Raw genomic sequence first — 12,515 nt, forward strand, 5'->3', positions numbered from 1 at the left:
GGCGTCAGTCGACGAACTGGTAGTCGACCTTGATGCGACCGTCCTCTCCGAGGACGAGGAACTCCAGGCCGCCGCCCGTTACTTGTTCCTCCCCCGTGTGGAAGGACTCCCAGCGGAATGTGATCACGTCACGCAACTGACGGGCGGCCTCCTGGATCCTGAAGACATACGTCCCCGGGGCCACGAACTCGTCATAGGCGCGCGTCACGCGCGCGTGCAGCTCGTCGTGGCCGCGGGCCTCCAGGACGGCGGTGGGGAAACCGAGGCCCATCGCCCGCTCGTGCATCTCCTGGGGAGGCCGCAGTACGTGCAGACCGTCCTCCGTCCACAAGTCCTGCACGGTCTTGCGGCGGATCTCGGGGTCGGGCTCGTTCCAGACGCCTATGTAGCGCTCGATCAGGTCCTGTGCGTCGATGGCGGGCATACTGCTCCTCGGGTGCGGGTCGGTACGCGAGCGGTGACGTCAGCTCGCTATGAGGTCTCTGACGTCACCGACTCTGCTTCCGCCTGGCCCGGGCCTCAATTCCCCGCAGGGAATGGCTGCCCTACAGCAGGACTGCGTGGGCGTCCAGGGCGACCGCGCCGCCGGGATGCACGAGCAGCGGATTGACCTCCAGCTCGGCGAGTTCGGGGTGCTCGGCGGCGGCTCGGGCCACCGCGCACAGGGCGGCCGCCGCGGCCTCCAGATGGACGGGCGGCGCGCCGCGCCAGCCGGTCAGCAGCGGTGCGTGCCGCAGCTCTGCGAGCAGGGCACGCGCGCGTGCCGTGGTCAACGGTGCCAGGGCGAGCGCCGTGTCGGCCAGCAGCTCCGCGGTGATCCCGCCGAGCCCCACCATCGCGACGGGACCGAAGGCCGTGTCCCGGCGCACGCCGACGATCAGCTCATGGGCGTACGGAGGCGCCGCCATGGCCTCCACGGCGAAGCGCTCCGCGCCGGTGGCCGCCCGCATCCGCCGGAACGCGGCGCGCAGCGCCCCCGCGTCCGAGAGGCCGAGGGCCACCCCGCCCGCCTCCGTCTTGTGGGCCAGACCCATCGCCTTGAGGACCAGCGGGTATCCGACGAGCTGCGCGGCGTCCACGGCCTCGTCGGCCGTCGTGACGAACCGGGCGGCGGGAAAGGTGAGTCCGTAGGTGGAGAGGAGATCACGGACGGTCTCGTACGAGCCGTCGGGTACGGGGGAGGAGGCTCTCCTCGTTGGCGCCGGGTCCATCGACGGGCGCGCGAGGCGTGCGATCCCGGCGAGTGCTGTCGCCGCCTGTTCGATGCGCTCGTACACGGGGATGCCACGGCGGCGCAGTACGGCGAGAGCGGGCGTGTCGCGGGCCATGGTGTGCACGAGGAGGGCGCGGCCCGACTCGGACGCGGCGTCCGCGAGTTCGTGAGCGACCTCGCACTCACGCGCGGACTGCGCCGGGTTGGCGCTCGCGTAGTCCCCGAAGTACCCGGTCAGTACGACGGCGTCGGCGTCACCTCCCACCAGCAGGGCGCGGGCCACGCGCGCGTAGCTGCCGAGATCGGCCTCGCCTGCGCCCGCGAGGTCGACCGGGTTGCGGCATCCGGCTCCGGGCGGCAGCACCGCCGCGACCTCGTCCGTCGTGCCCGCGGACAGTTCCGGCACGGCGAGTCCCCGCACGGCGAACGCGTCGGCGGCGAGCGCCCCTTGGCCGCCGCTGTCGCCGACGACGGCGACGCGAAACGTTTCTGCGCCCCTGTGTGAGGCGGCCCCCGACGCCTGCTGTGAAGCGGCCGTCGACACCGGCTGTGAAGCGGCCGTCGACAACAGACACACCGCCGTGTCCACCAGCTCACCCGCCGACTCCAGCAGCAACGAGCCCGCCTCCCGGCACACGGCGGCGACCGTGGCGTACGGACTGACCAGGGCGCCGGTGTGGGAGGCTGCGGCACCCGTGGAGGCGGGGCTTCGGCCGACCGTCAGCAGGAGGACGGGCTTGCCCGCCGCGTGGGCCGCGGCGAGGGCGCGGGCGAGGCGGCGGCCGTCGCGGAAGTCCTCGACGTAGGCGGCGATGACACGCGTCGGCTCATGGGCGACCAGGGACTCCAGGGCGTCGGCCGCGTCGATGTCGCGCTGGTTGCCCAGGGAGACGAAGCGCGAAAATCCCTGTCCCGCGCGCGCGAGGAGACGGCCGATCTCCAGGGCGAGGTTCCCGCTCTGCGAGACCAGACCGACGCCGCCCACCGGGAATTCGCCCCAGCTGAGCCGGAGCTGTGTGGTCGTGTCGACGAGGCCCATGCAGTTGGGGCCGAGCAGCCGGGCCCCGCCGTCGGTCACCAGCTCGGCGAGCCCGTGCTCGTCGGCGGAGTCACTGCCCGAGGTGATCACCGTGAAACAGCGGGCGCCCGCCGCGAGCCCTTCGGCGACGACAGGACGTACGAACGGGGCAGGCACCGCGACCACGACGTGCTCGGGTGCGTCGGGCAGGCCGGCCAGACCTGGCCGGAAGGGTATGCCGTCGAGGGCCCCGCCTCGCCGGTTCACCAGATGCACCGCCCGGCGGCCGCGCCCGGAAAGAGCGCCCTTCGCCAGCCAGTAGCCCCACTTCGCGGGGTTGTCGGAGGCGCCGACCACGGCCACCGAGCATGGGTCGAAGAGGGCGTTCAGTGGCGTTTCATCCGTCATCCGTACCACCCGAATCGGTCCGCGATCACCGGCAGCCGGTCGCTGACGATGGCATGTGCGGCGGCCCGCGCGGTCGTCCCGTCGGCCTCCGCGCGGGCCAGCATCTGGTCGATCAGGGCGCGCATGGAGCGCCGCGTGTACGCGAACGCCTCGTCCGCGTCGGCGCCGATGTCGCCGAACAGCGTCCACCACCACCAGGCGTTCGTCCCGGAGTTGACCACCACGTCCGGCAGCACGGTGACCCCGCGCCCGGCGAGCAGCTCCTCCGCCTCCGCCAGGACGGGCATGTTGGCCGCCTCGACGATCCAGCGGGCGGTGATCCGCCGCTGGTTCACTGCGTCGATCGCGTAGGAGACCGCCGCGGGCACCAGCACCTCCGCATCGGCGGACAGCCAGGCCTCGCCGGGGAGTTCGCGGTCGTCGGGGCGCAGCGCCGAGCGGTCGACCGTCCCGTACGCGTCGCGGGCGGCGAGCAGCGCGTCGACGTCGAGGCCCTGCGGGTTCGCGATGGTGCCCTTGATGTCGGCGACGGCCACGACCTTGAGCCCCGCGCGCGCGAGGAAGCGCGCCGTGGCCCCACCCATGGTGCCGAGGCCCTGCACGGAGACGCGCGTCCCCGTGTACGCCACCCCGGCCCGGTCCAGGGCGGCGAGCACCGACTCGGCGACTCCGCAGCCGCCGACCAGCTCGTCGAGGCCGATGCCGTCGACCTCGACCGCGAAGGCGTCCGCGAGCCGCCGCCGTGCCGTCGCCTCGTCGTCGAGCAGCGGGTACACGGCCTGGATGGACGAGACGAGCCCCGCCTCCTCGGCGGCGCGGTCGACCAGGTCCTGGGTGAGACCCAGGTCCTCACCCGTGGTCCAGAAGCTCTCGATGTACGGGCGCATGGCGCGCAGATAGCGCACCAGAAGGCCGTACGCCGCCGGGTCCTGGGGATCGCAGTCGATACCGCCCTTGGCGCCGCCCAGCGGGATGTAGCGGCCCTCCGGGTTGTAGTGCAGGGCCTCCTTCATGGTCATGCCGCGGGCGAGCCCCGCGACCTCCTCCAGCGTGCAGCCGGGCCGCATCCGCAGACCGCCGCTGGAGACGCCGCGCACGAGCCGGTCGACGACGAGGAAGCCCTGGCGGCCGGTGACATGGTCCGTCCAGGTGAGCGTCATCAGGGGGGCGGTCATGGGGTCTCCTCGGGGATGGCGATCAGAGTGGGGCCGGGGGTGCGCAGTGCCTCGGTGAGCGCGGCGGCCAGCTCGTCCGCTCCCCGCGCGCGCGTGCCCTGCCCTCCGTAGGCGCGGGCCAGGGCGGGCAGGTCGACCGGCGCGAGGTCGACCGCGGTGGGGCTGTCGCCCCGGGCGGCCATCTCGTCGCGGATCTCGCCGTAGCCGCCGTTGTCGAACACCACGACGGGCAGCGGGAGTCGGAGCTGTGCCGCGGTCGCCAGCTCCTGAACCGTGAACTGGAGGCCACCGTCCCCGCCGAGCGCCATCACCTGGCGATCCGGTCGCGCCACTTTGGCGCCGATCGCCGCGGGCAGCGCGTAGCCGAGCGTGCCGAAGCCGGTCGGGTGAAGATAGTGGCCCTCGGGGCCGAGCGGGAGATGCGGCAGCGCTCCGTAGTAGCAGCACTGGGAGCTGTCCGAGGTGATGACGGCGTCGTCGGACAGGACAGAACGGATCGCCCGGAGGTACGGGATCCAGCGGGCGTCGCGTTCGGCGGTCTCGGCGTCACGGGCGGCCCGCAGGTCGCTCACCGGTCCGACTACGTCCTCCACGCGCGCGTGCCCGCGTACTTCGGAAAGCAGTGCCTCCAGGGAGACGCGTGAGTCGCCGACGACAGCGACGTCCGCGGGCAGGCCCGTGTACATCTGGTCAGGGTCCAGGTCGACGCGGATCAGCGTGCCGTTCAGGGCGGGAGGCCGGGACCACAGATCGGACTCGGCGAGTTCGGTGCCGACGGCGAGTACGGCGTCGCGCTCGGCCAGCCACCGCTGGACGGACGGGCTGTGCAGCGAGACGCCGAGCGACAGCGGGTGCGTCTCGGGGACGATCCCCTTGCCGTTGGCCGTGGTGACGACGGGAGCGCCCAGCTCCTCCGCGAGAGCGAGACACGAGGCGGTCGTGCCGCGCGCCCCGCCCCCGAGCACGAGCGCCGGACGGTGCGCGCGGCTCAGGACTTCGGCGGCCTTCCGTACGGCTTCGATGTCGGGTGCCAGGGGCGCGACGCGCGGTGTGATGCGAACGGGACCGGTCTCCTCTACGGCCTCCAGCAGGTCGAGCGGGACCTCGATATGCACCGGCCGCGGTCGCCGTGTACGGAACAGCGTGAAGGCCCGGGCGACGGCGGCGTCGATCTCAGTGACCGAGGAGACCCGGTGACTGAACGCGGCCACGCCGCGCAGCGCCTCGGTCTGGCTGCGCATCTCGTGCAGCAGACCGGTCGCGAGCCGCGGGTGGCGCAGCGGCATCCCGGGCGAGACGACGAGCAACGGCACGCTGTCCGAGTACGCCTGCCCGACGGCGGCTGCCGCGTTCAGCAGCGCGGGCCCGGTCGTCGTGATCACCACTCCGGCGCGCTGCGTCACGCGCGCGTAGCCATCGGCGGCGTACCCGGCCCCCTGTTCGTGGCGCGGCAGGACATGCCGGATGCCGTACGCGGACAGATGACGGTAGATCTCCAGGTTGTGGGTTCCGGGGATGCCGAAGACCTGGGTCACGGCGTGTCCGCACAGGGCGCGGACGAGTGCCTCGCCACCGGTGACCGCGTCGCCCATCACAGGCTCCGCGAGATGACGAGCCGCATGATGTCCGAGGTGCCCTCTTCGATCTCCTCCAGCTTGGCGTCGCGCATCCACTGCTCGACCGGGAACTCCCTCGAGTAGCCCCAGCCGCCGAGCGTCTGAACGGCCGCCCAGGTGCAGTACGCGGCGGTCTCGGAGGCCGTCAGCTTGGCCATCGCCGCCTCCGCGGTCGCGTTCAGACCGGCGTCCAGGCGCTTCGCGGCCCGCCAGGTCATCAGCCGGGCCTGCTCCACGCGCGTCCGCATGTCGGCGAGGCGGAACGCCACCGCCTGGTGCTCGACGATCGGCTTGCCGAACTGCCGCCGCTCTCGGGCGTAGTCGCGCGCGTACTCGTACGCGGCCCGCGCCACGCCCGTCGCGGCGGCGCCCAGTACCGCGCGCGAGATGTCGAAGGTCCGCATCAGCCCGTGGAATCCTTCGCCCTCCGCTCCGAGCCGGTTCTCCTCGGGGACGTACGCGTTGTCGAAGAAGATCTCCCGGCAGACGATGGCGCGCTGCCCCATCTTGCGCATCGGCTCCCCGAAGGAGACGCCTTCGGTGCCCTTGCGCAACAGGAACGCGCTGACCCCGCCGGCGCGGCGGGTGGGGTCGGTCTTGGCGAACACGACGTACTGCTCGGCCTCGCCCGCGTTCGAGATCCACGACTTCTGCCCGTTCAGGCGGTAGCCGCCGGCGGTGCGGTGCGCGGTGGTGACGATCGACGCGGCGTCGGAGCCCGCGCCGGGCTCGGTGGTCGCCAGGGACGTCATCGGGGTGTCGGGGCCCGTGAGGGGGGTCAGCCACTCCCGCTTCTGCTCCTCGCCGCCGAGCTCCAGCACAGGGTCGGCGAAGAAGCCGTTCGAGCAGAGCAGGTTGCCGATGCCGAGGTCACCCACGCACAGCTCCTCCTGCACCAGGACTTGGGTGAACACGTCGGTGAAGCCGCCCCCGCCGAACTCCTCGGGCAGCATGAAGCCGGTGATGCCCACCTTGGCCGCCTTGCGCCACAGGTCCCACGGCGTCTCGACATCCGCCTCGTCGACGGCACGCGCGCGGGGACGGATCTCCTCCCGCGCGAACGCACGCGTCAGCTCCACGATGTCGTGCTGTTCCGCGCTGAGCGGGACCAGCTCGGTGGGGAGGTCGGACATGGTGCCTCCAGATGCGGACGGAACGGCGTGGCCGACGGGGCCACCGGACGGTTACTGAATCATGAGTCAGTATCGGAAGCGGCGTGGGTCTCTGTCAACGTACTGAACGGATCATCAGTAGCGACTGCGCGGCCCGCATCGCCTGCCGAGCTTCGCCACGGCCGGCTGTCCACGGCGGGTGCCGCAGGTCACACGGATGGTGACCGGGCTCGACGCGGACGGTGCCCGGTTCCGCGAACGGTGGGCGGAGTTCCTGCGCGCGGTGGGGGAGGCGGTGAAGAGGTCGCGCGGGAGCGGCAAGGTCCTGCTCGGTGAGGTGACCCCGCGTTGGCTCTCGCGCGACCCGGCGTGCGGCCTCGTCGTCGGAGAGCACCTTCGCGCCCGGCCGTTCGCGTACCACTTCACGGCCGGGCCGTTCGCGTACCACTCCACTCCCCACCCCGTCGTTCGTGTACCACTCCGTGCCCAGGTCGTTCGCGCACGACTTCACGCTGGGGTCGCCCGCGTCTCACTGCTCGACGCGGAAGAAGAACGTGTGCGGCGGAGTTGGAGGAGTAAAGACCATGGAGTCGCGGACATCGGGCTGTGACAGGGCCGACCCGGCGTTGTCAGAGGCGGCGACCATAATGGAAAACCTGACTTACTCCACCTGGAGGTACCGTGACCGGATTCCGTACCCTGAGCTCCGGGCTCCGCTCGCTGCGGCCCGCCGCCTTCGGCGCGGATCCGGCTGGTGAGCGCCTGGAGCGCATTCGCAGATCGCCGAACTTCGCGGACGGTGTCTTCAAGAACCCGGAGAGTGCCCGGATCCGCCCCGACGGCTCCATGCTCGAGTTCGCGAAGGTCTACTTCCGCAAGGAGGAGCGCGTCCACCGCGCCCCGGCCGGGACGGTGCCGGTGCACGCGACGACGCTCGCCGACCTGGCCAGGCCCGCGGCGACCGGGCTGCGGCTCACCTGGATGGGACACTCCAGCGTCCTCGCGGAGATCGACGGGCACCGGGTGCTCTTCGACCCGGTCTGGGGCGAGCGCTGCTCCCCGTTCAACTTTGCCGGGCCCAAGCGGCTGCATCCGGTGCCCCTGCCGCTGGCCGAGCTCGGCCCGGTCGACGTCGTCGTCATCTCGCACGACCACTACGACCACCTCGACCTGCCCACCATCAAGGCCCTGGCCGACACGGACACGGTGTTCGCGGTACCGCTCGGCGTCGGCGCCCACCTGGAGCACTGGGGCGTCTCGGCCGACCGGCTCCGCGAGCTGGACTGGGACGAGTCGACGAAGGTCGGCGGAATCTCCCTGACCGCCACCCCGGCGCGGCACTTCTGCGGCCGCGGTCTGCGCAACGCGCAGCACACCCTCTGGGCCTCCTGGGCCGTCGCGGGCGACGAGCACCGGATCTACCACAGCGGCGACACCGGCTATTTCGAGGGGTTCAAGGACATCGGCGCCGAGCACGGCCCGTTCGACGCCACGATGATCCAGATCGGCGCGTACAGCGAGTTCTGGCCCGACATCCACATGACGCCCGCGGAGGGCATGCGCGCCCACCTGGACCTCCAGGGCGGGCGGCCTTCCGGAGTCATGATGCCGATCCACTGGGCGACGTTCAATCTGGCGACCCATCCCTGGGCGGAGCCCGGCGAGGGGACGATGGCCGCGGCGCACGCGGCGGGTGCGCGCATCGCGCTGCCCCGCCCCGGCGAGCCCTTCGAGCCCACGGCCGAGACCGTCCCGTCCGAGCCCTGGTGGCGCGGCGTGGCCCTCCCGCCGGCGGGCGGCTGGCCCACCCTCGAGAAGACCGTCGCCGACACACCGGGTGACGTCGCCGACGGCTCGACGGAGGACACCGGAGAGCCGGAGACGGTGCCCGCGGGCTGATTTTCCGATCGACGGCGAGGGCCGGGGAGCGCACCGCTCCCCGGCCCTCGCCGTTTGTTTGCGACCACTTCTGACCAGCTCCGATCGGGTCGATGGTCTGTTGGAACGCGTGTCCGATGGAGTTATCGGTCTGTCGTACGACGCCTCATACCAGAGCGGGACGCTGTCCGTGGGACTTTGTCAACTGCCCACCGCACATGATGGGTTGGCGACTACTGTCAGTTGCCGTCGGGCGACGCGGGGCCGAATTTTTCGGCTCTCTCGACCGGCACCGCGATGGCGCACGCCCGAGTCGCGCAGACCCGCGGGAGCCCCCGCGCTCCCGACGCCACAGTACGAGGACGCAGATGTCTCACCTTCGCGCACCGGCCGCACGCGCAGACCGCCGTGAGGGCGGGCGGCACGGGCGGCCGGTCGCCCACACCGTCCCCTCGCTGCCCGAGAGCCACCTGCGGCCCCAGCTGCTGCGCCTGGCGATCCTGCCGCCGATCGCGGTGGCCCTCAGCGCGTGTGCGGCCGTACTGTTCACCGTCCGCTACACGGGCGCTCGGCCCGGCCTCATCCTGTGGGCCGTACTCGCCGGAGCCGTGGGCGTGGCCCTGGTCGGCATCCTGATCGCCGCCGTGGCCGCCGACCGCGCCGCCAAGTCCGTACGGGAGCGCCTGGGCGCCCTGCGCCGCACCAGCGCGCGGACGGAGGCCGACCTGCGCGTCCTTGTCGAAGGGCTGCGCCGGGGCGAGAGCCCGCCCGTGCGCAAGGCGCGGCGCCAACCCCCGGCGGACGCCGACGACTTCGAGCTGCTCGCCGCCGACCTCTCCCGCGCCCACGACGGTGCCGTCGCCGCCGTCGTGCAGGCCGCACAGCTCTCCAGCCAGGCGGGCAGCGAACAGAAGGTCGAGGTCTTCGTCAACCTGGCCCGGCGGTTGCAGTCCCTCGTGCACCGCGAGATCTCCATCCTCGACGAGCTGGAGAACGAGATCGAGGACCCGGACCTGCTCAAGGGCCTCTTCCACGTCGACCACCTCGCCACCCGCATCCGCCGCCACGCCGAGAACCTCGCCGTCCTCGGCGGCGCCGTCTCGCGCCGCCAGTGGAGCAACCCCGTCTCCATGACGGAGGTGCTGCGGTCCGCGATCGCCGAGGTCGAGCAGTACTCGAGGGTCAAGCTGGTGCCCCCGATCGACGGCACCCTGCGCGGGCACGCGGTCGCCGACGTCATCCACCTGCTGGCCGAACTCGTCGAGAACGCCACGGTGTTCTCGGCCCCGCACACCCAAGTGCTGCTGCGCGCCAACCTCGTCACCTCCGGGCTCGCCGTCGAGGTGGAGGACCGGGGCCTCGGCATGCCGCTCGGCGAGCAGAACAAGATGAACGCCCTGCTCGCCGACCCCGACCAGGTCAATGTCTCCAGCCTGCTGCAGGACGGGCGCATCGGTCTGTTCGTGGTCTCGCAGCTCGCCCGGCGGCACGGCATCCACGTCCGGCTGCAGACCAACATCTACGGCGGTGTCCAGGCCGTACTCGTCGTGCCGCAGGGGCTGTTGGGCACCACGCTGGGCGCTCTCGGGGACGTAGCCCAGGCACAGCCCCAGGAGACGTCCGGGGGGCGGCGCCCGCCCGCGAGACCGCAGGCCACGCAGGCGGCCACAGCGACCGCGTCGCCCGGAAGCCGGGCGATGCCCTCCGTGCCACGGCAGTCCCAGCGGGACCAGGCACCATCGCGTGCGGTGCCGGGAGCACCGGTCGCGGGCGCCGGGGGTCCAGCGCCGCTTCCCGTGCGCGGTACCCGCGGGGAGCGGCCCAACCCGGCGGAGGCGTTGCCCGGCATCCGCCCAGAAGACCGGCGTGTCGCGGCGGAGAACGCGGCCGTACCGCCCACACCGCGAGGTGGCGCCGTCCGCGGCACCATGGGCAAGCCCCAACTGCCCAGGCGACGCGCCCAGGAGCACATCGCGCCCCAACTGCGCGACGGGCCGGCACCCCGCCAGGACACGGAGTACGTCGCGGGCCACGACCCGGGTCTCATGGCGGCGTTCCAGCGCGGCATCGGACTTGCGGAGGCGGCCCAAGCGGAGACGGAGCGCATGCAGGCATCGCCCATGCAGGCTTCGTCGCCCAGGGAGCGGGCGCACCTGGACCTGGTGCGCACCGATGCGCTGCCGCCCTTGGAAGTGGTCAGAGTGGATGTGCCGCCTGTGGGCGCCGCCCACGCTGACGGCGCGCATATGGACAACGCCCACATGGAGCGACCGCACATGGAGCGACCGCACATGGAGCGACCGCACATGGAGCGACCGCACATGGAGCGACCGCACATGGATGTGCCACGCATGGATGTGCCGCACCTGGATGTGCCGCGCATGGACGGCGTGGCCCAGGTCGACGGGTCGTCGTCCCTCGGTGCCACCTCCCGTGGCGCGGACCCCATGGACGTAGCGCCGATGGACGGACCGCCCGCGGCCACGGCGCACATAGCCGAAGCACACACGGCGCACGCGCCGGCGCCGCACGAGGCGCAGGGGACGCGGGACACCGCGCCCGCGCCCGGACACGACCTCACTACCCGGCACGACGGGAGCACACCGGCCGGATGACCACCCCCCTCACCACCCCCACCCCCTCCGCTCCCGCAGACCTTCGTACCTCAAGGAGTCGATCCACCATGGCGAGCGATGCGCCGACCGGCCATGTATCCGATCTCGACTGGCTGATGAGCGGCCTCGTACAGCGCGTGCCGCACACCACAAGCGCGGTACTTCTGTCCTGCGACGGGCTCGTGAAGTCGGTCCACGGCCTCGACCCGGACAGCGCCGACCACATGGCGGCGCTGGCCTCCGGCCTCTACTCCCTCGGCCGCAGCGCGGGCGTCCGCTTCGGGGACGGCGGCGACGTACGGCAGGTCGTCGTCGAACTCGACTCGACCCTGCTGTTCGTGTCCACCGCGGGCTCAGGCACCTGTCTCGCCGTGCTCGCCGGACGCGAGGCCGACGCGGCGGTCCTCGGCTACGAGATGGCGATGCTCGTCAAGAGCGTCCGCCCATACCTGATGACCGCCCCCCGGCAGCCCGCCGTCGAACCCCCGGCGATGAGGCCTTGAGCGTGGCCGCGGCCGGCGACGGGCCTTGGCTCGACGACGCTGCCGGACGCCTGGTACGCCCCTACACGGTCAGCAACGGCCGGACCCGGCCCACGACAGCGCTCGATCTCCTGTCGCAGGTCATGGCCACCGGAGCCACGCCCCTCGGCTACCTCGGCCCCGAGCACACCCAGGCACTCGAACTGTGCCGGGCGCCCGTCTCGATCGCGGAGATCGCCGCCCACCTGAAGCTGCCCGCGGCGGTCACCAAGGTGCTGCTGTCCGACCTCGTCGACTGCGGGGCGCTCACCACGAAGCCACCGTCCTTCCACCACAACCCCACTGACCGGTCTCTTCTGGAGGCAGTGCTCGATGGACTACGACGACAGCTCTGACCCCTTCCCCACCGCACTGAAGATCCTGGTGGCGGGAGGGTTCGGGGTCGGCAAGACAACCTTCGTCGGCGCGGTGAGCGAGATCGCGCCGCTCAGCACGGAGGAGCTGCTCACCACGGTCAGCGCCGCGACCGACAGTCTCGACGGCATCGAGAACAAGGTCGAAACCACCGTGGCCATGGACTTCGGCCGCATAACCCTCGATCCGGAACATGTCCTCTATCTGTTCGGTACGCCCGGGCAGGAGCGGTTCTGGTTCATGTGGGACGAGCTCTCCGAAGGCGCACTGGGCGCGGTGATCCTCGCCGACACCCGCCGCCTGGAGGACTGCTTCGCGGCCGTGGACTTCTTCGAGCAGCGGGGCCTTGGATTCATCGTCGCGGTCAACGAGTTCGACGGCTCGTACCGCTACGACCCGGAGGAGGTGCGCGCGGCCATAGACCTCGACCCCGAGATCCCCGTCGTGCGCTGCGACGCCCGGATCTCCAGCTCAGGCGTGCAGACCCTGCTCACCCTGGTCCGCCATCTCATCGCGCACGCGCCCACACACGCGCCGAGCCACGGAGCCCACACATGACGCGCTCCTCACGTCACGCAGGCCCA

The 12,515-nt window shown here is 71.9% G+C and carries 10 protein-coding genes and 1 pseudogene; 6 read left to right on the plus strand and 5 right to left on the minus strand.

From position 1 onward, the window contains the following. Positions 1 to 4: 4 nt before the first annotated feature. The 5 genes from AB5J53_RS41480 to AB5J53_RS41500 all read right to left on the minus strand — a co-directional run bounded on the left by AB5J53_RS41480 (position 5) and on the right by AB5J53_RS41500 (position 6,563). Positions 5 to 424 (minus strand): hypothetical protein, encoded by a 420-nt coding sequence (locus AB5J53_RS41480; RefSeq protein ID WP_369250748.1) that lies wholly within the window; start codon positions 422 to 424, stop codon positions 5 to 7. A gap of 121 nt (positions 425 to 545) precedes the next feature. Further along, positions 546 to 2,639: an acetate--CoA ligase family protein gene (locus AB5J53_RS41485; protein WP_369250749.1), complete on the minus strand. Its 2,094-nt coding sequence runs from the start codon at positions 2,637 to 2,639 to the stop codon at positions 546 to 548. After that, positions 2,636 to 3,814, minus strand: a complete 1,179-nt coding sequence (locus AB5J53_RS41490; RefSeq protein WP_369250750.1) for a Glu/Leu/Phe/Val dehydrogenase dimerization domain-containing protein — start codon at positions 3,812 to 3,814, stop codon at positions 2,636 to 2,638. The genes AB5J53_RS41485 and AB5J53_RS41490 overlap by 4 nt, the downstream gene beginning before the upstream one ends. Further along, positions 3,811 to 5,406, minus strand: coding sequence for a 5-guanidino-2-oxopentanoate decarboxylase (locus tag AB5J53_RS41495; protein ID WP_369250751.1), 1,596 nt, complete (start codon positions 5,404 to 5,406; stop codon positions 3,811 to 3,813). The genes AB5J53_RS41490 and AB5J53_RS41495 overlap by 4 nt, the downstream gene beginning before the upstream one ends. Next, positions 5,406 to 6,563 carry an acyl-CoA dehydrogenase family protein gene (locus AB5J53_RS41500; RefSeq protein ID WP_369250752.1) on the minus strand — a complete coding sequence of 386 codons (1,158 nt, stop codon included), beginning with the start codon at positions 6,561 to 6,563 and terminating at the stop codon, positions 5,406 to 5,408. Before AB5J53_RS41500 ends, AB5J53_RS41495 begins: the two co-directional genes overlap by 1 nt. A gap of 196 nt (positions 6,564 to 6,759) precedes the next feature. Here AB5J53_RS41500 and AB5J53_RS41505 point away from each other — a divergent pair, with 196 nt between their 5' ends. The 6 genes and pseudogenes from AB5J53_RS41505 (at position 6,760) to AB5J53_RS41530 (ending at position 12,489) form a co-directional block, all read left to right on the plus strand. Beyond that, a complete protein-coding gene (locus tag AB5J53_RS41505) occupies positions 6,760 to 7,152 on the plus strand; it encodes a hypothetical protein (protein WP_369250753.1) in 393 nt (130 codons plus the stop codon). 71 nt (positions 7,153 to 7,223) lie between these two features. Continuing rightward, the gene (locus AB5J53_RS41510) at positions 7,224 to 8,441 is read left to right on the plus strand and encodes an MBL fold metallo-hydrolase (protein ID WP_369250754.1); all 1,218 of its coding nucleotides are present in this window, start codon (positions 7,224 to 7,226) and stop codon (positions 8,439 to 8,441) included. 347 nt (positions 8,442 to 8,788) lie between these two features. Continuing rightward, positions 8,789 to 10,513 (plus strand): annotated as a pseudogene (locus AB5J53_RS41515) (ATP-binding protein); the annotation flags it as partial. 590 nt (positions 10,514 to 11,103) lie between these two features. Then, positions 11,104 to 11,538, plus strand: coding sequence for a roadblock/LC7 domain-containing protein (locus AB5J53_RS41520; protein ID WP_369250755.1), 435 nt, complete (start codon positions 11,104 to 11,106; stop codon positions 11,536 to 11,538). 2 nt (positions 11,539 to 11,540) lie between these two features. Next, complete coding sequence (locus tag AB5J53_RS41525; protein WP_369250756.1) at positions 11,541 to 11,912, plus strand: DUF742 domain-containing protein; 372 nt, start codon at positions 11,541 to 11,543, stop codon at positions 11,910 to 11,912. Beyond that, on the plus strand, positions 11,890 to 12,489 hold the full coding sequence (locus AB5J53_RS41530) for an ATP/GTP-binding protein (RefSeq protein WP_369250757.1): 600 nt from the start codon (positions 11,890 to 11,892) through the stop codon (positions 12,487 to 12,489). The genes AB5J53_RS41525 and AB5J53_RS41530 overlap by 23 nt, the downstream gene beginning before the upstream one ends. Positions 12,490 to 12,515 lie beyond the last annotated feature (26 nt).

The organism is Streptomyces sp. R41, assembly GCF_041053055.1.
Lineage (GTDB): Bacteria > Actinomycetota > Actinomycetes > Streptomycetales > Streptomycetaceae > Streptomyces.

Coding starts and splice junctions, on each gene's coding strand:
- AB5J53_RS41480 (WP_369250748.1), bottom strand. CDS start 424: ATGCCCGCCATCGACGCACAGGACCTGATCGAGCGCTACATAGGCGTC.
- AB5J53_RS41485 (WP_369250749.1), bottom strand. CDS start 2,639: ATGACGGATGAAACGCCACTGAACGCCCTCTTCGACCCATGCTCGGTG.
- AB5J53_RS41490 (WP_369250750.1), bottom strand. CDS start 3,814: ATGACCGCCCCCCTGATGACGCTCACCTGGACGGACCATGTCACCGGC.
- AB5J53_RS41495 (WP_369250751.1), bottom strand. CDS start 5,406: ATGGGCGACGCGGTCACCGGTGGCGAGGCACTCGTCCGCGCCCTGTGC.
- AB5J53_RS41500 (WP_369250752.1), bottom strand. CDS start 6,563: ATGTCCGACCTCCCCACCGAGCTGGTCCCGCTCAGCGCGGAACAGCAC.
- AB5J53_RS41505 (WP_369250753.1), top strand. CDS start 6,760: ATGGTGACCGGGCTCGACGCGGACGGTGCCCGGTTCCGCGAACGGTGG.
- AB5J53_RS41520 (WP_369250755.1), top strand. CDS start 11,104: ATGGCGAGCGATGCGCCGACCGGCCATGTATCCGATCTCGACTGGCTG.
- AB5J53_RS41530 (WP_369250757.1), top strand. CDS start 11,890: ATGGACTACGACGACAGCTCTGACCCCTTCCCCACCGCACTGAAGATC.